26 protein-coding genes and 1 tRNA gene are annotated in these 20,545 nt (G+C 63.6%); 3 read left to right on the forward strand and 24 right to left on the reverse strand.

All coding sequences use genetic code 11. The features are described from left to right. Positions 1-28: 28 nt before the first annotated feature. Entirely contained in the window at positions 29-514 is a 486-nt protein-coding gene (locus MRY75_RS01905) for a GNAT family N-acetyltransferase (protein WP_292305454.1), read from the reverse strand. 90 nt (positions 515-604) lie between these two features. Between MRY75_RS01905 and MRY75_RS01910 the strand changes: the two genes are divergently transcribed. Then, positions 605-808 (forward strand): DUF6324 family protein, encoded by a 204-nt coding sequence (locus MRY75_RS01910; RefSeq protein WP_292305455.1) that lies wholly within the window; start codon positions 605-607, stop codon positions 806-808. A gap of 167 nt (positions 809-975) precedes the next feature. Here the strand turns inward: MRY75_RS01910 and MRY75_RS01915 are convergent, their stop codons facing one another. The 7 genes from MRY75_RS01915 to rlmB form a co-directional block, all read right to left on the reverse strand. After that, positions 976-1,455: an MmcB family DNA repair protein gene (locus MRY75_RS01915; protein ID WP_292305456.1), complete on the reverse strand. Its 480-nt coding sequence runs from the start codon at positions 1,453-1,455 to the stop codon at positions 976-978. Between the two features lie 265 nt (positions 1,456-1,720). Further along, positions 1,721-2,053 carry a hypothetical protein gene (locus MRY75_RS01920; RefSeq protein ID WP_292305457.1) on the reverse strand — a complete coding sequence of 111 codons (333 nt, stop codon included), beginning with the start codon at positions 2,051-2,053 and terminating at the stop codon, positions 1,721-1,723. Positions 2,054-2,416: 363 nt separating this feature from the next. Next, the gene (gene nusB / locus MRY75_RS01925) at positions 2,417-2,905 is read right to left on the reverse strand and encodes a transcription antitermination factor NusB (RefSeq protein WP_292305458.1); all 489 of its coding nucleotides are present in this window, start codon (positions 2,903-2,905) and stop codon (positions 2,417-2,419) included. After that, positions 2,902-3,453: a 6,7-dimethyl-8-ribityllumazine synthase gene (locus MRY75_RS01930; RefSeq protein WP_292305459.1), complete on the reverse strand. Its 552-nt coding sequence runs from the start codon at positions 3,451-3,453 to the stop codon at positions 2,902-2,904. The genes nusB and MRY75_RS01930 overlap by 4 nt, the downstream gene beginning before the upstream one ends. Further along, entirely contained in the window at positions 3,453-4,595 is a 1,143-nt protein-coding gene (gene ribB / locus MRY75_RS01935; RefSeq protein WP_292305460.1) for a 3,4-dihydroxy-2-butanone-4-phosphate synthase, read from the reverse strand. Before ribB ends, MRY75_RS01930 begins: the two co-directional genes overlap by 1 nt. Before the next feature lie 186 nt (positions 4,596-4,781). Then, positions 4,782-5,108, reverse strand: coding sequence for a hypothetical protein (locus tag MRY75_RS01940; RefSeq protein WP_292305461.1), 327 nt, complete (start codon positions 5,106-5,108; stop codon positions 4,782-4,784). 49 nt (positions 5,109-5,157) lie between these two features. Next, positions 5,158-5,937 carry a 23S rRNA (guanosine(2251)-2'-O)-methyltransferase RlmB gene (gene rlmB / locus MRY75_RS01945; RefSeq protein WP_292305462.1) on the reverse strand — a complete coding sequence of 260 codons (780 nt, stop codon included), beginning with the start codon at positions 5,935-5,937 and terminating at the stop codon, positions 5,158-5,160. Positions 5,938-6,057: 120 nt separating this feature from the next. Here rlmB and MRY75_RS01950 point away from each other — a divergent pair. Continuing rightward, positions 6,058-6,141: transfer RNA gene (locus MRY75_RS01950), tRNA-Tyr, on the forward strand. Between the two features lie 88 nt (positions 6,142-6,229). After that, positions 6,230-7,495 (forward strand): DUF4147 domain-containing protein, encoded by a 1,266-nt coding sequence (locus MRY75_RS01955; RefSeq protein WP_292305463.1) that lies wholly within the window; start codon positions 6,230-6,232, stop codon positions 7,493-7,495. On the opposite strand, the gene MRY75_RS01960 is transcribed toward MRY75_RS01955, so the two are convergent. The 16 genes from MRY75_RS01960 to MRY75_RS02035 all read right to left on the reverse strand — a co-directional run bounded on the left by MRY75_RS01960 (position 7,471) and on the right by MRY75_RS02035 (position 20,505). After that, positions 7,471-8,253: a 5-oxoprolinase subunit PxpA gene (locus MRY75_RS01960; RefSeq protein WP_292305464.1), complete on the reverse strand. Its 783-nt coding sequence runs from the start codon at positions 8,251-8,253 to the stop codon at positions 7,471-7,473. The genes MRY75_RS01955 and MRY75_RS01960 overlap by 25 nt on opposite strands. A gap of 3 nt (positions 8,254-8,256) precedes the next feature. After that, positions 8,257-9,279 carry a biotin-dependent carboxyltransferase family protein gene (locus tag MRY75_RS01965; protein ID WP_292305465.1) on the reverse strand — a complete coding sequence of 341 codons (1,023 nt, stop codon included), beginning with the start codon at positions 9,277-9,279 and terminating at the stop codon, positions 8,257-8,259. Continuing rightward, a complete protein-coding gene (locus MRY75_RS01970; RefSeq protein WP_292305466.1) occupies positions 9,276-10,022 on the reverse strand; it encodes an allophanate hydrolase subunit 1 in 747 nt (248 codons plus the stop codon). The genes MRY75_RS01965 and MRY75_RS01970 overlap by 4 nt, the downstream gene beginning before the upstream one ends. Before the next feature lie 38 nt (positions 10,023-10,060). Beyond that, complete coding sequence (gene yacG / locus MRY75_RS01975) at positions 10,061-10,252, reverse strand: DNA gyrase inhibitor YacG (protein WP_292305467.1); 192 nt, start codon at positions 10,250-10,252, stop codon at positions 10,061-10,063. After that, positions 10,249-11,274, reverse strand: a complete 1,026-nt coding sequence (locus MRY75_RS01980; protein WP_292305468.1) for a ribonuclease E/G — start codon at positions 11,272-11,274, stop codon at positions 10,249-10,251. Before MRY75_RS01980 ends, yacG begins: the two co-directional genes overlap by 4 nt. Beyond that, positions 11,271-11,849, reverse strand: coding sequence for a nucleoside triphosphate pyrophosphatase (locus MRY75_RS01985; protein WP_292305469.1), 579 nt, complete (start codon positions 11,847-11,849; stop codon positions 11,271-11,273). The genes MRY75_RS01980 and MRY75_RS01985 overlap by 4 nt, the downstream gene beginning before the upstream one ends. A 7-nt stretch (positions 11,850-11,856) precedes the next feature. Then, the gene (gene infA / locus MRY75_RS01990) at positions 11,857-12,075 is read right to left on the reverse strand and encodes a translation initiation factor IF-1 (protein WP_005978431.1); all 219 of its coding nucleotides are present in this window, start codon (positions 12,073-12,075) and stop codon (positions 11,857-11,859) included. A gap of 82 nt (positions 12,076-12,157) precedes the next feature. Further along, positions 12,158-13,042: a carbon-nitrogen hydrolase family protein gene (locus MRY75_RS01995; protein WP_292305470.1), complete on the reverse strand. Its 885-nt coding sequence runs from the start codon at positions 13,040-13,042 to the stop codon at positions 12,158-12,160. Beyond that, positions 13,039-13,635, reverse strand: coding sequence for a GNAT family N-acetyltransferase (locus tag MRY75_RS02000; protein WP_292305492.1), 597 nt, complete (start codon positions 13,633-13,635; stop codon positions 13,039-13,041). The genes MRY75_RS01995 and MRY75_RS02000 overlap by 4 nt, the downstream gene beginning before the upstream one ends. Beyond that, the gene (locus MRY75_RS02005) at positions 13,635-14,030 is read right to left on the reverse strand and encodes a ketosteroid isomerase-related protein (protein ID WP_292305471.1); all 396 of its coding nucleotides are present in this window, start codon (positions 14,028-14,030) and stop codon (positions 13,635-13,637) included. The genes MRY75_RS02000 and MRY75_RS02005 overlap by 1 nt, the downstream gene beginning before the upstream one ends. Beyond that, the gene (locus tag MRY75_RS02010; RefSeq protein WP_292305472.1) at positions 14,027-14,476 is read right to left on the reverse strand and encodes a low molecular weight phosphatase family protein; all 450 of its coding nucleotides are present in this window, start codon (positions 14,474-14,476) and stop codon (positions 14,027-14,029) included. Before MRY75_RS02010 ends, MRY75_RS02005 begins: the two co-directional genes overlap by 4 nt. Positions 14,477-14,479: 3 nt before the next feature. Continuing rightward, a complete protein-coding gene (locus MRY75_RS02015; protein WP_292305473.1) occupies positions 14,480-14,959 on the reverse strand; it encodes a UPF0262 family protein in 480 nt (159 codons plus the stop codon). Between the two features lie 68 nt (positions 14,960-15,027). Further along, complete coding sequence (locus tag MRY75_RS02020; protein ID WP_292305474.1) at positions 15,028-16,248, reverse strand: Coenzyme F420 hydrogenase/dehydrogenase, beta subunit C-terminal domain; 1,221 nt, start codon at positions 16,246-16,248, stop codon at positions 15,028-15,030. A gap of 243 nt (positions 16,249-16,491) precedes the next feature. Beyond that, the gene (mraY, locus tag MRY75_RS02025) at positions 16,492-17,574 is read right to left on the reverse strand and encodes a phospho-N-acetylmuramoyl-pentapeptide-transferase (protein WP_292305475.1); all 1,083 of its coding nucleotides are present in this window, start codon (positions 17,572-17,574) and stop codon (positions 16,492-16,494) included. A 7-nt stretch (positions 17,575-17,581) separates the two neighbouring features. Further along, positions 17,582-19,024, reverse strand: a complete 1,443-nt coding sequence (gene murF, locus MRY75_RS02030; protein ID WP_292305476.1) for a UDP-N-acetylmuramoyl-tripeptide--D-alanyl-D-alanine ligase — start codon at positions 19,022-19,024, stop codon at positions 17,582-17,584. Continuing rightward, positions 19,021-20,505, reverse strand: coding sequence for a UDP-N-acetylmuramoyl-L-alanyl-D-glutamate--2,6-diaminopimelate ligase (locus tag MRY75_RS02035; protein WP_292305477.1), 1,485 nt, complete (start codon positions 20,503-20,505; stop codon positions 19,021-19,023). The genes murF and MRY75_RS02035 overlap by 4 nt, the downstream gene beginning before the upstream one ends. Between the last annotated feature and the right edge of the window lie 40 nt (positions 20,506-20,545).

The following is a 20,545-nucleotide window of genomic DNA, read 5'->3' on the forward strand; positions in this document are numbered from 1 at the left end:
GTTCGGGCAATGCAAGCCCCATCTGGCATCACAGGTTCACTTCCCAGGATTGTTCGACCAGATCGACGCCAAAGCTGTGCACCGGCTTGGACGATATGCAGCGCCACCCATGTGAGCGGTAGAGCGCACAGGCCGCGCGGTGGCTTTCATGGGTCCAAAGCTGCATGCGCGCATACCCCGCATCGCGCGCAAACCCCATGCAGGTCTGCAACATGAGTTTGCCCAGACCTGCGCCGCGCGCCTCTGACGACAGGATGAACAGCCGCAGCTTGGCCGTTTCCGCGTCGAGCCGCACGCAGAAGATGCTTCCCAACCGCGCACCGCCCCGCACCGCCACCCAGCCGCGTTCGCAGATCGGGTCCTGCTCGGCTTCGAAATCACGCAGGATCGTGGCGACGAGCGGGGCGAAGGTGCCGTCAAAGCCTTCGGCCTCGGCATAGTGGCGGCCGTGCAGATCGACCAGCCAGTCGAAATCGCCAGGACCATAGGCGCGCAGGGTGACATCATCGGACATGCGCGCACTCTGCATCGGCACGCGCTTGCAAAACAAGCCCCCCGGCGCTATGGCCCGTGTCCTGAGCCGCAACTCCGCCGGAGACCAGCCATGGGCATCAACACCGAACGCGACATCGAAGCCAACCTGCAGATCGGCCCGACCGACATCGGCATGGTGCGCCTTTTCGTGCTGGCCGACGGGATCGAGATTCCGATGGATTTCTCCCCCGAGGAAGCCGACGAGATCGCCGAAGAAATCCGCCTCGCCGCAACCGCCGCGCGCAAGGTCAAACCCAAGTCCAAGCGCAAGTAAGCGCGCCGTCCCAGCGTTACCGGGACCAAGCATGACAACTGCGGCTACCCTATGCCAGACGCCTACCGCCGCTCTGGTACGCCCCTACTGACCCTGCGACATCCGTCACGGACTGACAGACGCCCATCTATGCGCCGACGCCGCAAACGACGCCAAAGCACCCAGCCTCACGCCCAAGCGCTCAGCGCCGCCTCCGGATCGCGCAACGCATGAAGCCGTCGTGCTGCGTGGGTCGCGAACTTCCGGATCAACACATTCCGCCGCGCGCCCGCAAGCTTGTCCTCCGGGGCCATACGCACGATTTCAGCGTCATACCCATCCGCAATGATCAGTCCGGTTTCCACCGGCAAAAGCTCGGACGGAAATTCCAGATCGACCGCCCAGAAATACCGGTCACACCAGTCCAGATACCCTTCCCATTTGTGATCCGACTGAAAATCCGCCCGCGAGGATTTGCATTCGACGATCCAGATCTCGCCTTTCGGCCCCAACGCCATCACATCAACCCGCAGGCCGCGATCCGGCACGAATTCCTCGATCACCGAAAACCCATGGCTGGCAAGGTGGCGGCACACCCCCCGCGCCAGGATTTGTCCCGGCTGCAAATCGGCCCCTGCGCCGATGCGCTGATCAGGTAGAACGGTCATACCCAATAGACATGAACAAAGTGTGAACAAAAATCAAGCCATCTGAAAGATCGAGGCGAAAACCCCCTTGTCAGATGCGGCCAACGCGCCTACCTCAATCGCAGGCGGGTTTCTGCGCTACGCGTGACAGGTTGCATTCCGGTGGCCTTAAGCAATTCCGAGGGAGTTGGCTCTGTCCGGGCCCTGGTCCGGTTACCCGACGCCCACCTGTATATACAGGTCCTCGGGAATGAGAGAACCGCACGGTTGCCGTGGTTCCCGCCGCTTATTTCCTGAAAATCTGACGGGTTTGTCCCCGCGCACGCGGGCGTTCGATGGGGACGGGAACGGTGCGGATCATCATCCCGCGATGATCGTCATCATCCTCGTCGTCCTCGTCATAGGTCATCGACATGATCGAAATACCGAACTGCACACCGGCGAACACGATCCCGTTGAACAGCCAGAGCAGGAACACCGCCAGCACACCCACATCGGTATGCGTCACCAGATGCCAGAGATTGGCGACGTTGAAATAAAGCAGCAGCGCCACGAATACGGCTGCCAGAACAAAGCCCAGCGCGCTCTGGCGGATGTAGTGTTTGATGAGATCCGGCATGACGCGCCTCGCTTTCCTAGCTATCCACCTAGCCTGCTGCACTGCGATTTCAAAGTCTCAAACACCGAAGGGTGCCGCGCGCGGCTCAGGAGGACCCGTCTGAAGGCGGCCTTTTCGCCTGATCCCGCTCTTTTTCAAGCAGCTCCCGGATCTCTTCGGGGCTGACAGGTTTTTTCTTGCAGGCCCGCCAATCCGGATCACCCTTGGTGACAAGCATATGAAAATATTTGAAATCTTCTGCGATCTCCCGAAGGAAGTCGCGCAATGGATGAAACATGCCTGATCCGTTCCGGTCTCGTCAGAAACTGGAACGGCCGAACTCAGGGGAAGATTACAAAATTTTCCGCAAACCGCGGATCGGCGTCAAAACGCCTCGGGTCGCGCCTCGCGCGCCATGTGATCAAGAACCGCGTTCACGAATTGCGGCTCTTTTCCCTCGGGAAAGAACGCGCGTGCCACGTCGACATATTCGTTGATGATGACCTTGGGCGGTGTTTCGGTCGCCACAAGCTCGGCACCAGCGGCCCGGAACAGCGCCCGCAGGGTCGGGTCGATGCGCGCGATGGGCCATTTCGCCACCAGCCCGCGATCGGTCATCTGGTCGATCTTCGCCTGCCAGTTCACCGCTTCTTCGGCGATCCGGCGGAAGAGGTCCACATCGCCCTCGACAAGCTCTGCACCGTCGTCCTGTGCCAGCCCGAACCGATGATCGAGGAATTCCACCGCCACGGAATCAACCGACTGGCCGGACTGTTCCATCTGGAACAGCGCCTGCACGGCATAAAGCCGCGAGGCGGACCGTTTCTGGCGTTTCTCATCCACCTTTTTGGGCGTCTTGGCAGCAGGGCTCATGCGATGTTCGGGTCCTTGGTGTCACCAGCGATCTGGTACTCGTCTTTCGTGGGGACAAACCCCACTCCCTTGCGGGCAGAGCCCCACTTACGGCTGAGCGCGATCAGGTGCAAGGCAGCAGCGGCCGCCCCGCCCCCTTTGTTTTGTCCATCCGCCTGCGCCCGCACTTCAGCCTGCGCCATGTTCTCGACCGTCAGGATACCATTGCCGATGCACAGCCCCTGCAGCCCAAGCAGCGTGAGCCCGCGCGAGCTGTCATTGCAGACCGTGTCGTAATGCGTGGTCTCGCCCCGGATGATACACCCAAGCGCCACGTATCCGTCGAAATTCGACATGCGTTCTGCAATGCCGATGGCCGTCGGAACCTCCAACGCGCCGGGCACCTCGACCAGCTCATGTGTGCCGCCACAGGCCTCTATCTCGGCCCGCGCCCCGGCGATCAGTTGATCCGCGATATCCTTGTAATAGGGCGCAACCACGATCAAAAGCTTAACAGGCTTGTCGAATGTGGGACGCGCCAGCGTGTAATGTTCAACAGATGCCGCCATCAGCCCAACTCCGAAATTTTGCGTGTTCCCACGATTTCAAGCCCGTAGGCATCCAGACCGACCACTTTGGGCGTCGGTGAATTCGTCAGCAGCGTCAGCTTCGACAGACCCAGCGACGACAGGATCTGCGCCCCGAGCCCGTATTGCCGCAGCGTCTTGGGCGATACTTCATCGCCCACATCCAGCTTCATCGACGTGTCGCGCAGCAGCACGACAACGCCCCGCCCTTCACTGGCCACCGCCTGCATGGCGTGCTGAAACTCGTCCGCCCGCCCGCGTGGTCCTGTGCCCACGACATCCAGCATCGGGTCCAGCGCGTGCATCCGCACCAGCACCGGATCATCGCCCGACAGATCGCCCTTGGTCAGCACGATATGCTCATCGCCATGCGTTTCATCGGTGTAGATCCGCATCTGCCATTCACCGCCGAATTCCGACGTGATCGTCTCTTCCTTGCGCACCCGCACAAGGTTGTCGTTACGGCGGCGATAGGCGATCAGATCGCTGATCGTCCCGATCTTCAGGTTATGCCGCTGTGCAAAAGCCACCAGTTCCGGCAGCCGCGCCATGCTGCCGTCCTCGTTCATGATCTCGCAGATCACGCCCGCCGCGTTCAGCCCCGCCAGACGGCTCACATCCACTGCCGCTTCGGTATGGCCCGCGCGCACCAGCACGCCCCCGTCCTTGGCGCGCAGCGGGAACACATGGCCCGGCGTCGCGATGTCCTGTGCCCCCTTGGTGCCGTCGATGGCCACCGACACGGTGCGCGCCCGGTCCGCCGCCGAGATCCCCGTCGTCACCCCTTCACGCGCCTCGATCGACACGGTGAAGGCGGTCTCATGCCGGGACGAGTTGTTCGTCGACATAAGCTGAAGCCCCAGCTCCTCGATCCGCTTCGAGGTCATCGCAAGGCAGATCAGCCCGCGCCCATGGGTCGCCATGAAGTTGATCACATCCGGCGTCGCCCATTGAGCGGGAATCACCAGATCGCCCTCATTCTCGCGATCCTCGTGATCGACAAGAATGAACATCCTACCATTGCGCGCATCCTCGATGATCTCCTCCACCGAGGAGATGGCATCCTTCCAGTTCTCTTCGACCGGACCGGGGGTTTCAAATGTCGTCACGCGGACCTCCGTCATTGTCCCTGAGCCATTAGAACACAGCGCTCCGATTGACCAGTGAAACGTCCCGTACGGATGACCCGCACGGTTCGGAAGAGCTAATCGAACGGTTTTCGCCTGGCTGAGCCCAAATCGACGAAAAAACGCCAAAAACCGGAGTCTTGGCTGTCCCAACCGTACGGACACCGTCCCCAAGCGGACGGATCAGTCGAAAATATCCTCGATCACGTCAAACGCCTCTTCAAGGAACCGCCGCGCCAGCGTCTTCCGCTTCTTCGGCTTGGTCTTCTTTGCACGCTTTGCATCGCGATCCCATGCCGGGAAAGGCGCAGGCGCCGTCTTGGGCTGACTGGCGTGCCGGTGCTGCGTTGCAGCCGGACGCTCCGCAGGTTTCGCGTGCAGCATTTTCATCTCGTGCAACGGTGCGCCACAGGCCGAGCAGCTCAGCTCGTGCCGGGATTCGCCTTTAAGAACAAGGGCTGCACGCGTTCCGCAGTAACAGCAGGTCGCAATTTTCGTTCCGTGGGGCATGGCGTCTCCTTCGTCAGGGATATTGGCACGCCACACCCTGACCGCAAGTTCAGACCCGTGCGGCGTAAAGCGCCACAGCCGCGGCGTTCGACACGTTGAGAGACCCGAACGCCCGCGCAAAGGGGATCTTCACCAGCGCGTCGCAGGTCTCTTTCGTCTTCGGCCGCAACCCCGGCCCCTCGGCCCCCAGCACCAGCGCAATGGGCCTGTCCCGCACCGGGGCCAGCGCGTCGGCGATTGTCTGACCGGCCTCGCCATCCAGACCAAGGATCACGTAACCCATTGACCTCAAACGCTCCATCGCGTCCGCAAGGTTGCGCTCGCGCAGATAGGGCTGCCGTTCCAAAGCCCCCGACGCGGTCTTTGCCAATGCTCCCGTTTCCGGTGCCGAATGGTGCAATGTGCCCACAACCGCCGCCGCGCCGAACACTTCGGCAGACCGCAGGATCGCCCCCACATTGTGCGGGTCCGTCACCCGGTCGAGCAGGACAACACGCGGAGGCCCGTCAGGGCTGTTAAGTGCCACGTCCTCCAGCCGCCCCCAGTTCAGAGGCTTCACTTCCAAAGCCGCACCCTGATGCACGGATTGCGGATCAAGCGGCGCTTCGAACTTCCGCGGATCGCTGATTTCCGGTTCGAGTCCAGCAACTTCGATGGCATCCGCCAGCTTGTCCATCGCGTTGCGCGTCACCACCAGCCGCAACCGGTCCCGCTTGGGATTAAGCAGCGCGTCACGCACCGCATGGAGCCCAAAGAGCCATACCGTTTCCGCCGCAGCCGCCTTCCTAGACTGTTCCTTGGCCACCACCCATTTCGGTTTCTTGGCCATATCAGCCCCCTTTGTTCCTTCGGAAAAATGCGTTTCCGCTTGATGGGATTTTCCTGTTGACGCCGCAAGGGGGCAATTGTAATCACCCGCTCACGCCAAGGGCAGGGTCCTTGGCCAAGTGGGCGACAGGCCGCAAGGTGTGGCAGGGGACTGTAACTCCCTCGCGGAGACGCACGCCTGGTTCGATTCCAGGGTCGCCCACCACTTTCCCCGAAAAACCGCGGTAACGTGATGCGTCAAGACCGATGCGCAAGCATTTGACTTTCATCGGATTCGCAGACCTAATCCCGGCATGACCCAGATCGACACGCTTCGCACCCAGGCCCGCCTTCTGTTCGATGCAGCCGTACGTGCCGCAGATCCCGCGCACGCGGTCCAACGCGGTTTGGCGACAGCCCCTGTGCCGCCGGCGAACCCCGGCGGACGCACGTTTCTGATCGCCATCGGCAAGGCGGCGCCGGCCATGCTGGGTGAAGCGATGAAGGCTTTTCCTGACGCCCATGTGGCTCTGGTCGTCACCCATCACGAGAATGACGCCACTCTGCCCAAAGCCGATGTGATGCGGGCCGGACACCCCGTCCCCGACGAAGCTGGCGCCCGTGCCGCGCAGCGCGTGATGGAGATCCTGTCCAATGCGACCGCAGAGGACCGCGTGATTGCCCTGATCTCGGGCGGCGGATCGGCGCTTCTGCCCGCACCGCCTCCCGGTGTCAGTTTGACCGAAAAGGCGCGGCTCAACGATCTGCTGTTGTCCGCCGGGCTCGACATCGTGCACATGAACCTCGTGCGCCAACAGGTGAGCCTGCTCAAAGGCGGCGGCTTCGTCCGACAGGCCGCCCCTGCTCCGGTCTACGCCTATCTCCTGTCCGACGTGATTGGCGACGATCTGCGCGCCATCGCCTCCGGCCCCACGGTCAGCCCCATCGGCACTCCCGCCGAGGCCATCAGGACGCTGCAAGACGCCGGCATTTGGGACGTCACGCCCGCATCGATTCGCACCCATCTCGAGCAGGCGCAGCACGATACGCCCGCGCCCCTCCCGGTGGCCACGAACACTCTGGTCGGATCGAACCGCCTGTCGCTCGAAGCCATGCGCGACACTGCAGAAGAGATCGGCCTCTCCACCCGGATCGTCAGCGATGCCTTGACCGGCGATGTGGGCGATGCCGCGCAGGAGGTGCTGGCCGAGCTGATTGCACGTCCCGAGCCCACGGCGCTTCTCTTTGGCGGCGAAACCACTGTGAAACTCACCGGCACCGGGCGCGGCGGCCGCAATCAGGAACTGGCCCTGCGCGTTGCGACCCAAGCCCCTGATATCACGGCCAACTGGGTGTTCCTGTCAGGCGGCACCGATGGCCGCGATGGCCCGACCGACGCGGCGGGAGGACTGGTCGACGCAGGCACCCTGCCCCGGATCACTGCCGCCGGTCAGGACGTCACCGCTCTTCTGGCCAACAATGACAGCTACGCCGCCCTTGCCGCTGCAGGTGACCTGCTGATGACCCGCGCCACCGGCACCAATGTGGCGGATGTTCAGGTCCTGCTGATCGCGCCCTGACGCCCCTCGAACCGCTGCAGGGCCACACCCGCCTCTGCGAGGGCACCGCGCACGGAGCGTGCGATCTGCAGCGCCGTTGCGCCATCCCCATGCAGACAGATCGTGTCCACCGCAGCCGGGATGTGCCTGCCGCTTTCGGTGATGATCGCACCCGCCTTGACCATCTCGACCATGCGCCGCCCGGCCACGTCCGCGTCATGGATGACCGCCCCCGGCAGGCTGCGGTCCACCAGCGTTGCATCGTCGTTATAGGCGCGATCCGCAAAAATCTCGCCTGCCCAGCGACAGCCCAGCGTCTCGACCGCCGTTTGCTGCTGTGTCGCGGCCAGCACCATGATGATGATGTCCGGATCCACCGACAGCGCCCCTTCGTAACAGGCCGTCGCCATCGCAGCGTCCTCGGACGCCATGTTGGCAAGCGCACCATGCAATTTCAGATGCCGCACTGCGCCACCCACCGAACGCGCCATGGCCTGCGCCGCACCCAATTGATATCGCACGAGATTCCGCAACGAATCGTGGCTCAGATGCATGCGGCGCCGCCCGAATCCCTGCAGATCGGGAAAGCCGGGATGCGCGCCGATCCCCACATCATTTGCCACCGCCAGAGACATGGTCTGCGCCATCACATCCCAGTCGCCCGCATGGAAGCCGCAGGCGATATTGGCCGAGGTGATCACGTCGAGCAGCGCCGCATCCGATCCCATCGGCCATGGTCCAAAGCTCTCTCCCATATCCGCGTTCAGATCGACATGCATGGCTCACTCCTTTTCGTCACGGGCGTCACCTGCCGTGACCCCGCTGATCAATTGATAGCTCAGCAGATCACGAATCTGCGCAGGATCGCGCACCAGTGGCGTGCAGAGTTTCGGCAAATCACTCAGATGGTCGCGCGCCTTGCGCTCTACCGCCAGCGCCTCGTCCCGAGTGACAAAGCAGAATCGCAACGCCGCGCCCGCAGGTGTCTGCACCGCGCGGGGCAGATCGGCGGGAATCACCGTGCAGATCCGTGGATAGCCTCCGGTTGTCTGACTTTCCCACAACAGCAGGAAGGGTGTGCCGTCCCCGGTGATCTGGATATCACCCGGCAGAATCGACTCCGACAGGATGTTGAGTCCGCCCTTCGCCGCGAACCCCGTACCATCGGAATTGAGACGCATTCCCATCCGGTTCGCCCGCGCATCGCGGGAAAAGCAGGTCTGCGTGAACCGCTCGCGCGTGTCAGTGTCGAAGAGGTCTGTCTGGAAGCTTTCGACGACGCGCAAAACGCCACCGTCAAACCGGTTGTCCTGCGGCAGGCAGAGACCAACCGGGTCACCCCCGTCGATCCCCACGGTCAAACTGTCCCCCGCCTGAACAGCAGCGCCGATGCCAGCCGCCAGATGCGCCGAGCGTGATCCAAGCCGCTGCGGCAGGTCAAATCCACCACCCACGTGCAGATAGCCATAGCTGCCCGATGTGGCGCCCCCGATCTCGATCCGGGCGCCTGCGGGCACCGCGTGGGACGCATTCCAGACAAGCGGCGCGCCGTCGACTGCCGCACGCATCGGCGCTCCGGTCAGCGCGATGCGCAGCGGCGCGGTCGCCTCGAACACGCCGCCCGATCCGGGAAGTTCCAGCGCGGCGCAGTCGGTCGATTGCCCCAGCACAGCAGCGCCTTCCGCCATGGCAAGCGGGTCCGCCGCCCCGCCTCTGGACACGCCAAACGCCCGAAATCCCGCGCGCCCCATGTCCTGCACGCTCGCTCCCGGCGCGATGCGCTTTACGACAAGCGCGGCCGTCACGGGATCGCCTCGATCACGGCACCGCCATCGGGATCGTCCGCGTGACGCGCCAAAACATCAGCACTGGCCTCGACGAACTGCACCTCGTCACCGGGCCGCAGGAAAAACGGCGTGTCACTGTCAGGACGAAACAGCTTGAGCGCCGTTTGCCCGACATGCCGCCAGCCGGTCGGGCTCGACACCGAGAACAGGACGAACTGCCGGATCGCCACGACAAGCGCCCCTTCCGGCACCGCCTTGGTCAGCGCGGTCTGACGCGGGATGTCCCAGTTTTCCGGCAGCAAGCCAAGATAGGGCTGACCCGGCGCGAACCCGATGGTCTGCACCCGCACCCGTGCTTCGGACATCTGCCGGACCGCATCCGCAACCGAGACTCCCGCCGCCTCTGCCGCCTCTTCCAGCTGCGGCGCATGATCGGCACCATAGACCGTAGGCACCCGGATAAAGCGCCGTCCGTCCGGCATCGACGCGGAAAACCAGTCGCGTTCCGCCAGAAGCGTGCTCAACCGTGCCCTGAGTGTGTCCAGTCCGAGATGCAGAGGATCGAACTGGACGAAGACCGACACAAGCGACGGCGCACAGTCTTCGACACTGTCGATCCCTTCGCGCACAACTGCGGATGAAAATGCCAGAGCGGCGCGGTTGGCCGGTTCCGTCAGCGTGTCTCCAAAGCTCACCAGAACGCCGTTCAACCCGGCCGGGCGGATTACGGGGTCAAAGGGTCGGGACGTCGCAGAAGTCATACCCAAGCCCTACCATGCAGACCGGGCGAGACAAGCCGCTAGTGCAGCTTGTCCGAGGACGCCGCCGCCTGCTCTGCGGCCTCGATCGCGGCTTCGATGTCTTCGGGGTCTTCGGAAGGCACCGCGTACTTGCCGTTCAGCCAGCGAGCCAGGTCCACATCGGCACAGCGTTTGGAACAGAACGGACGGACCTCTTGGTTGGTTTCCTTGCCGCAGATGGGGCAGCTCATTTCAGCACCTCGCTTAAGGACAGTCGGTCACGTTTGCGTTGTAACTCGATATGCCCCAGCGGAGTCCACCCCACGAACACGGTTTCCACGCTGTCCCGCTTCAACGCGCTGCGCAGCGCGCTTTCGATCTGACGGCGGTCTTTCTTGGCCGTGGGGGCCGGATCAATCACGATCTGCCCGCCCAGCCCCCGCAGCCGCAACTGGCGCGGCAGATCCTTGACCGCCGCCAGATTGGCCTTGAGCCCCGCCGCAGGGCTGGTGTCGCCCCCGGTGTTCACATCGACCGCCACCAAAGCGCGCGTGGGTTCGATCGCCATCGACGCCTGATCCCCCAGCGGCACATCGCGGGCCCTCAAACCGTCGAGAACGTCCAGAATGCCGTGCCGCTCAAAACTGCCATCGGCGCTGTCGATCTGCGCCTTGTCCGTCCATTCGCGCCACGCCAGAAGATGCGGCCCATCACCCTCGACCAGCGTTTCGGCATCGCCCTGCGAATCCGCCATCACCTTGGCCGCCAGATCGGCCATCGCCGCGATGTCATCGGCAATCTCGTCCGCATCAGCGCCTTCGCATGAGGACCGCAGGATCAGGCCGAACCCGTCACCCGCATCCATGATCTCATGCGCAACGGCCAGCAAATTTTCGCGCGCATCCTCGTCCTTGATCCGACGGGATACGTTGATCCCCGGAGCCTCGGGCGTGACGATGGCATAGCGGCTCTTGAAGAGCACCTTGTGCGTGACCGGGATCGCCTTGCCCGGCTCGGCATAGCCCGTGACCTGCACCAGCAGGGTCTGGCCGGGGGCCAACCCCTTGACCTGCCGCACGAAAGCCGCCCCATCGGGCGTGCGCAGGAACATCCCGCCCTGCCCCTTCATCGGACGTTCCACGATGGCGCGGTAGATCGTGCCGGGCGCAGGTTGGTCGGTCTCGAAAAACAGGTCCTCGACCTGTCCATCCACCATCAGCGCCGCCGCCTCGCGATCACCGACATGATCCAGTGCGATCAACCGACCCTTCATTCCGACACTCCGTAAACCGGATAGCCCGCCGCAACCAGCAGGTTGGCGGTTTCGGCCAAAGGCAGGCCCACAACCGCGCTGAAGCTGCCGCTGATCCACGGCACAAAGGCTCCTGCCGGGCCTTGAATGGCATAGCCCCCCGCCTTGCCGCGCCAGTCGTCACTGGCCAGGTAGGCGTTCACCTCGGCATCGCTCAGACGCTTCATCTTGACCTGCGTGACCACATCGCGTTCCCAGATCTGCGAACCGCGCCGCACAGCCACAGCCGTCACAACCCGATGCCTGCGCCCAGAGAGCGCAAACAGGAATTTCGCCGCTTCGGCCGCATCCGCGGGCTTGCCAAGGATGCGCCGCCCCAGCGCGACCGTTGTATCTGCGGACAGCACGATCTCATCGTCGCTCGCCGGAATCGCAAAGGCCTTTTCGCGCGCAAGACGCACGCAATACGGGCGGGGCAATTCGTTGGGGCGGGGATCTTCGTCGATGTCGGGCGGGCGGATGTCATCCGCCTCCACCCCGATCTGAGCCAAAAGCTCCCGCCGCCGGGGGCTGCCGGAGCCGAGGATCAGCTTCATGAAACGCTTACTTGAAGCGGTAGTTGATCCGACCCTTGGTCAGATCGTAGGGCGTCATTTCGACTTGCACCTTGTCGCCTGCAAGAACGCGAATGCGGTTCTTGCGCATCTTGCCCGCCGTGTGCGCGATGATCTCATGGCCGTTTTCAAGCTCGACCCGAAATGTCGCGTTAGGCAGGAGTTCCTTGACGACACCGGGGAATTCGAGCGTGTCTTCCTTGGCCATGGTTTCTCCTTAACTGATCGCCCCGTCATAGTGCGAGGCGCGCTACTAAATGGGCCTAAACGGCCAATTTATCAAGGCCTATTCAACCGAGTTTCCGCGCTGCGGCAATCACGTCACGTCCCGTCTGGTCCGTCCAGTGCCTTCGGTTGAGCACAACGCCATCTGCCCGAACATGCGCAATCCGGTCCAGATCGACCTCGGCATAGGTCCAGCCGGGCTGGTTCAACATACCTTCCGCAATCACGCCCGTGGCCGGAAATCCGGTGTCAGGTGGGCCGAAAACGCCCCCCATGCCGGTGTTCATGTCCACCGCTTCTGACCAGTCACAGGCACCAACAGTTGAGGACATGATCGTAACACACTGATTTTCCAACGCCCGCGCCATCGACCCGATCCGCACCCGCGAATAGCCCGTAAGCGCCTCGGTGCAGCTTGGCACAAGGATCAGATCCGCCTCGGCCATCGCCCGGCCCAGCAGAGGGAACTCGCTGTCATAGCAGATCAGGATACCGATCCTGCCAAGGCCCGTGTCGAACATCTGCAACGGCCCACCGGCCACGACGCCCCACTCCTCGCGCTCGAATCGGGTCATGATCTGTTTGTCCTGATGACCCATGTCGCCATTCGGCGCAAAGAATCGCGCGCGGTTCACCGGACGGTCGCCCAGATCGGGATCGAACACCGGGGCCGAAGCGGCAAGGATGTGCACCCCGAACTCCTGAGCAAGTTTGGCATGCAACGCATCCGCCTCCGGCACCCGGTCCGACACCGCCCGAAGCGACGCCTCAAGATCCAGCGCAAGATCGCGCCCGGCAAGCGTCGCCAGCTCCATCGCGCCGTATTCCGGGAACACCAGAAGGTCCGCCCCCGCCTCCACCGCCTCTTTCACCCATCGCGTCAGCTTTTCCTCGTAAGCCTGCCACGAGTCGAGGAAATCCATCGGATAGGCTGCCGCCGCAACTTTCATGTCTCACCCTCCGTCAACGCCCGTGTCCAGACCTGCAACGGTTTGCGCGTCGCCTCTGTCTCGCCCACGTCCTTCCACGAAAACCAAGCCACAGCCCCCTCTAGCGGCGCATAGCCCCGCTTGCGCCAGAACCTGTCTAAAGGCCGATACCCCTCGGGTCGCAACGGATGGTCGGCGGGCCGTACAACCCCGCAAAAGGCAGACATCGTGGCCCCCAATTCACGCCCATGCGCCTCGCGCAAATCAAAGAATCGATGTCCCACACCGCGTCCGCGATACTCCGGCAAGAGAACCGACTCGGCACAGTAGAAGATGTCCTTCAGCGCAAGCCCGCTTCCTTCAAACGCCGCCGCAAAATCATCCGCGTGATCCGCCATCGGCGTGCCGGTCGCCGCCCCAACAAGCCGCGTCCCGTCAAACGCGCCCACAAGGATCGCCGCATCCGAGGACCGATAAGTCTCCAGATACCCGCGCTCATAGTCCAGATCGCCGTCATACAGATACGGCCAGTCCCGGAACACCCGGATGCGCAGCCCCGCCACATCGTCCAGAGCCGCGTCCAGCGCCTCTCCGGTCAGTGCCTCGATCCGCATCACGAGACCTGTTTGATCCAGTCACTCAGGTTGTAATAGGTCACGACGCGGCTGATCTTGCCCTCGTGCAGCGAAAAGAATGACCCCGCAGGCAGACGATAGCCCTGTCCCTTGGCTTCGGGCAGCCCGGCATCGGTGGTCAGATAGGTGCCGTTCACCATGAATTCCGCCGCGCCCCGCGCGCCATCCTCGGCCACGAAGATCACCATTTCTGTCAGCGTTTCGTCATAGCAGCGCGCCATGTGCTGGCAGAACTCCGCGAAGGCGTCGCGCCCGATCCGCACGTTCCCTTCATTGACGTGATGCGCGACATCGTCCGTCAGGCAATCCAGCATGCCTGCAATGTCCTTGCGGTTGAACGCATCAAAATATCGCTCGATCGTGGCACGGCTCATAGCGCCCCTCCCCATTTTCGTTTCAGCTGTTCGACCAATTGGTCCCGCGTCTGCCGATAGGCATTCAACTTCTGCTCGCGTGTCTCGCCCAGACCGGTCGGGTCCATGATCGGCCAGTATTCCACCGTCAGGTGATAGAAGCGCGTCAGGTCCAGCGCCCGTCGCTGCGATGCCGGAGACAGCGCGACGATCAGGTCGAACCCCGACAACGCCTCACCATTCTCTTCCAGCTCGTCGAACGACCGCGACCGGTGGCGGCTCATTTCGACCCCGATTTCCTGGCAGACCGAGATTGCAAAGCCATCAATCTCGAGATCGTTGACCACGCCGACGGACTGCACATAGGTCTCGAAACCGTAGATCTTCTTCATGATGCCTTCGGCCATCGGGGACCGCACGGCGTTGTGGTCGCAGCAAAACAGGATCGACTGCGGCAGAGCTTTCAAAATTCAGCCCCCGAAATGCAGGACGCAGACCAGCGTGAACAGGCGCCGCGCGGTATCGTCATCCACCGTCACCTTGCCCTCGAGCCGTTCCTGCAGGATGCGCGCACCTTCGTTGTGAATACCGCGCCGCGCCATGTCGATGGTCTCGATCTGGCTGGGCGGCAAGGTCTTGACCGCATCAAAATAGGATTTGCAGATCTGGAAATAGTCCTTGACCACCTGCCGGAACGGGGTCAGCGACAGATGAAATTCAGCCGCCTTTTCGTGGCTCTCCGTGGTCACATCAAAGACCAGTCGCTTGTCCCGGATCGACAGCCCCACATTGTACGGCCCCGGAGGCACCGGACGTCCATCGCGGTCGGGCAATTGAAAGGTGTTGTGCTCCATCAGGTCGAACATCGCCACGCGGCGCTCCTGTTCGATCTCGGGGGTGGGCGGGGGCAGATTGCCGTCGTCCAGTTCGATATGGGCAATGCGTGTCATGGGCGGTCTTCCTTGATCTGCGCCCTCCCTAACGCGCGTTTCGGGGCCGCGCAATTGCGCCCTTTGGCTCAATCGCGCGTTTCGTCCTGTGTCGGCATCAGACCATAGCGGGCCGCGACGCGCCAGACATGGCGTGGCACCATGTTCTTGATCCGCGCCGGATGTGCCCGCCTGAGATGCAGAATGGTCTCGATCGCCTTCATTTCGACCCGCGCACGCGCGAATTCCAGCCCGCGCGGCCCGGTGCGCGGCTGCAGCCACGCCACGATGGGCCGCACCCAGTCGGGCATCCGCCGCAGAGGCAGCCCGCCTGCCGCGCGCTCGGTGTTCACCATGAACCCCTTGACCGCCGCCTCGCGCTTGCCCGTGTCGGTCAGGTCGCGCCGCACCACACGGTCGCCCAGCCGGTCGAGCACCGCCGCGCCCCGCGCATTGCGCACGATGAGCCACTGATCGCCGTCACCGCCCATATAGCCCACGGTGATGTCCGCCAGCCGGTTGGTGTAATCGACGCAGGTCTTGCAGGTCATCGGAAAGAAATCCGCCGGCAAGTCCGACAGCGGCAGCTTGAGAAACGGCACGAACCGCGGCTTGCGCCCGTCATCGAACCGCAACTCCACCCGGTAATCCGCGCGGAACTCCAGATAGGACACGGTCTCGGGCCTGTCGTCGAGCCGGGCGAGAAAGGCGTGGAAATTCTCGGTCGTGGTGTTGTCCGAACAGGGCGTGCCGATCACCGTGATCTCGTCGAACCCCAGCTCTGCCTCCAGCGCTCGCAGCGCATAGACCTGACAGGGCACGCCAACCACCGCAATCCGCCGATGCCCCGCCTCTCGCGCTGGCTCCAGCAAGGCCAGCAGAGGCCCGTACCCCATCCGCATCCCCCGGCACTGCGCCATCTGCTCGGCCTCGGTCACGATCACCGGCAGCGGCTTCCAGCGGTCGAGCGGATCAGGCGCGGTGGCCAGCACCGCATCCACCGCACCCGCGCGCAACAACTCCGCCGCAAGCCCGGTGGTCAGCCCGGTCCATTGCGCCCCCTCGGCGGCAGGCTCCAGCCGCGCCCGGTACATGGCCTGCGCCACACCGAAGAACGCCTCATCGCCCTCCCCGGCCACACGTCCGTGCACGGACCGTTCAAGTGTCTCGTAATCAGGTTGAATGAACTGGCAGGCCTTGCCGCATCCACGGCCATCACCCATGCGCGACACGCCACAATCGGTACACAGCCCCGCGCGCGGAGCGCCGCCGATCTCAGGCACCGTCAGGCCAATGCGACCACCATCCATGTCCGACTCTCCTTACCGCAACATGTCAACTTTAGTTGACACCTACGCGAAAAGCGAGTCCATGCTTCTTCTTTTTCCAAATATGCAAACGCAGCGCCGCAACAGGCGCGGCGTCCGAAAAGGACGTCACACCAACACAGGCCCGAGGACGTCGCCGAAGGCGAAAGGACGAGAAACCCTGCGCGCACGTCCAGTGCGCCCAATGCGACCCAAAACCGAAAACCACCTTTGGGATCGAGCGCCCTAACGCACCTTCAGCGTCGCAAGCCCGATCAGCGCGAGAATAAGCGAAATGATCCAGAACCGGATCACGATCTGCGGCTCGGCCCAGCCCTTTTTCTCGTAATGGTGATGGATCGGGGCCATCAGGAACACGCGCTTGCCCGTCCGCTTGAAGTACAAAACCTGGATGATCACCGACAGCGCCTCGACCACGAAGAGGCCACCCACGATGGCCAGCACGATCTCGTGCTTTGTCGCCACCGCGATGGCCCCCAAAGCGCCGCCCAAGGCCAAAGACCCGGTATCCCCCATGAACACCGCCGCCGGCGGCGCGTTGTACCACAGGAACCCAAGGCCCCCGCCGAAAAGCCCCGCAGTAAAGATCAGGATCTCCCCGGTGCCCGGCACATAATGCACATCCAGATAATCGGTGAAGTCGACCCGACCCACCGCATAGGAGATCACCCCCAGCGTGCCCGCCGCGATCATCACCGGCATGATCGCCAGCCCGTCAAGCCCGTCCGTCAGGTTCACCGCGTTAGCCGCACCCACGATCACGATGACCGCAAAGGGCACGAAGAGATAGCCGAGGTTCAGCAGCGTGTCCTTGAACACCGGGAAGGCCAGCTGGTTGGTCAGTTCCTCGGGGTGATATTGCGCCGCCCAGTAGCCCGCGATGGCCGCAATGAGAAAACCCAGCAACAACCGCACCTTACCGGACACACCTGCGGTGTTCTGCTTCTTCACCTTGGCATAGTCGTCGGCAAACCCGATCAGCGCGAAACTCATCGTGACGAAGAGCACCATCCAGACAAACGGGTTGTCCAGCCGCGCCCAAAGCAGCGTCGAGGTCAGCAGCGCGCCCACGATCAGCAAACCGCCCATCGTCGGAGTGCCCGCCTTGGTGAAGTGCCCCTCAGGCCCATCCGTGCGGATCGGTTGCCCCTTGCCCTGCCGCTTGCGCAGCACGTTGATAAGCGGTCTTCCGAACAGGAACCCGAAGATCAGAGCGGTCAGAAACGCGCCGCCCGCGCGGAACGTGATGTAGCGAAAGAGGTTGAAAAAATCCCCCCCGTCCGACAGTGCGGTCAACCAATACAACATGAGATCATTATCCTTCCGCCTCGTCGCGGGCGTTGCCTTGGCCCATATTCCGTATCGCGTCAACCACGCGCGCCAGCCGCATCGACAGCGATCCCTTCACCATCACAACATCCCCGGCGTCAAGCTGGCGGGGAAGCCGCGCCGCCATGTCGTCGGAGGCTTCGAACCACAAGCCCCTCTGCGTGTCGGGCAGCGCCTCGTGCAGGTGCCGCATCAATGGTCCGACGCAATGCACCTTGTCCAGCGCCCTGGTCGCCGGCAGATCCGCCAGCGCCGCGTGCAGGTCCGGCCCGGTCGGCCCCAGCTCTTTCATGTCACCCAGCACGGCGATCCGGCGTCCCTTGCTGACCCGCCCCACATCATGCTGCACTGGCGCTGCAGCCAGCACTGCCAAAGCCGCCGCCACCGAGGCCGGGTTGGCGTTATAGGCATCATCGAACAGCGCCAGCGTCGCCTTCGGGTCGGTGGAATCCAGATGGATCGTCACATGCGCCCCGCGCCCCGCGCCGGGATGCCACCGCCCCATCGCCGCCAGCGACAGCGCCCGGTCCAGCCCCAGCACCTCGGCCACCGCGAGAACCGCAGCGCCGTTGATGGCGAAATGCCGCCCCGGCGCGTCGATCTTGTAGAGCATCTCACCGCCGGAAAATGCTGCCTGCGCCACGCTGCAGGCATCCTGCGCCCGGACCGAGGTCACACGCATGTCGCAGCCGTCGGTTTCCCCGAAAGACACGCTGAGGTCGCCCATCTCTTCGGCCCGGGCTTGCAGAATACCGCTGGTCGGCAGATCACCGTTCCAGATCGCCACGCCACCCGGCTCCAACCCGTCGAAGATCGACGCTTTCTCATGCGCGATGCCTTCGATGCTCTCGAACGCCTCCAGATGGGCCGGGGCCACGATTGTGACGATGGCCACATGCGGCCGCGCCATCCGGCTCAGGGGCGCGATCTCGCCCGGATGGTTCATGCCGATCTCGATCACCGCGAACTCCGCATCGCGCGGCATCCGCGCCAGCGTCAGAGGCACACCCCAATGGTTGTTGTAACTCGCCTCGGCCGCATGCACCCGGCCATGCGCGCCCAGAACCGTGCGCAACATCTCCTTGGTCGAGGTCTTGCCGACAGACCCGGTCACGCCCACCACCTTGGCCTTTGTCCGCGCCCGCGACGCCCGGCCCAAAGCCTCAAGTCCGGTCTGTACATCGTCCACGATCAGAAGCGGCGCATCTTCGGCCACACCCTCGGGCACGCGGGACACCAAAGCCGCCGCAGCGCCCTTTTCCAGCGCCTGCGCGACAAAGTCGTGCCCGTCCCGCGCCGCCGTCAACGCGACAAACAGATCTCCCGGCTGGATCGTGCGGGTGTCGATGGACACGCCCGTCGCCGCCCACTCTCCGGTCACGCGACCGCCTGTCGCCTCTGCCGCCTCTGCGCTTGTCCAAAGGGTCATGCCAGTTTCCCGTCCAAAGCCGCCACAGCGACGCTTGCCTGTTCCACATCGTCAAACGGATAGACCGTGTCACCCACGATCTGCCCGGTCTCGTGCCCCTTGCCACAAATGAGCAGCGCATCGCCCGGCCCCACAGCATCGACACCGCGCAGGATCGCCTCGGCCCGGTCGCCCACTTCGGTCGCCTCGGGCGCGCCCTCCAGCACCGCCGCGCGGATCGAGGCCGGGTCTTCGCTGCGCGGGTTGTCATCCGTCACGATCACCTGATCCGCGAACTCCGCCGCCGCCGCCCCCATCAAAGGCCGCTTGCCGGGGTCGCGGTCGCCGCCTGCACCGATGATCGCCACCAGACGCCCCATCACATGCGGACGGATCGCCTGACAGGCGGTCGCCACCGCATCGGGCGTGTGCGCGTAATCCACGTACACCGCCGCACCATTGCTGCGCGTCGCGGCAAGCTGCATCCGCCCCCGCACCGTTTCCAGTTCGGGCAGGACCGAGAACACCCGATCCGGCGTCACACCGCTGGCAATGACCAGACCGGCGGCAACCATCACGTTTTCTGCCTGAAATCCACCGACAAGGTTCAGCCGGGTCTGAAAGGTCTCGCCACCAAACTTGATCCGCACATCCTGCCCGGTGGCATCAAAGCGCTGACCCAGCAGCACCATGTCGGCACCCGTGTCGCGCCCTACGGTCATGGTTTCCTGCCCACGGGCACGTGCAATCGCCAGCATATCCACACCGCGCGCATCGTCGATGTTGATGACAGCGATCCCGTCCTCGGGCAGTACGCGGGCAAATAGCCCGGCCTTGGCGTCAAAATACGCCTCGAAGCTTTCGTGATAATCGAGATGATCCTGCGTGAAGTTGGTGAACCCCGCTGCACGCAGGTTCACGCCATCGAGCCGCCGCTGCGCCAACCCGTGCGAGGACGCCTCCATCGCCGCATGGTCGATCCCGGCATCCGCCGCACCGGCAAGAGCGCGGTGCAACGTGATTGGCTCGGGCGTGGTGTGCATCAGAGGGGCCTGCCAGTCGCCTTCGACCCCGGTTGTCCCAAGGTTGACCGCAGGTATGCCCAGCAACTGCCAGATCCGCCGCACAAAGCTGGCGACGCTGGTCTTGCCGTTGGTGCCGGTCACGGCCACCATCGTATCGGGTTGCTTTTCAAACCAGAGCGCCGCGCAGAAGGCCAAGGTCTGACGCGGATCAGCCGCGATCACCACCGCCGCCGTCGGTCCCGCAAGCTCGTCTTTGGCGATCTCGGCGCCTTCCAAATCCGTCAGGATGGCCGCCGCCCCCATGCGCAGCGCGTATTGGATAAACTCCGCCCCGTGCATCTTGGTGCCGGGCAGCGCCGCGAACAGGTAGCCCTCTTTGACATCCCGGCTGTCCACGGCAAGCCCGGTGACAATGGCATCCGCGCCGCCGCGCGCCGTCAGACCCAGCGCGCTCAGGCTCTTGCCCTCTGCTGCCATGACGACCCCCTCGTATTCTGTGCCCCAGACCGGGGCGGAC

It is taken from the genome of Marivita sp. (assembly GCF_022763305.1).
Lineage (GTDB): Bacteria > Pseudomonadota > Alphaproteobacteria > Rhodobacterales > Rhodobacteraceae > Marivita.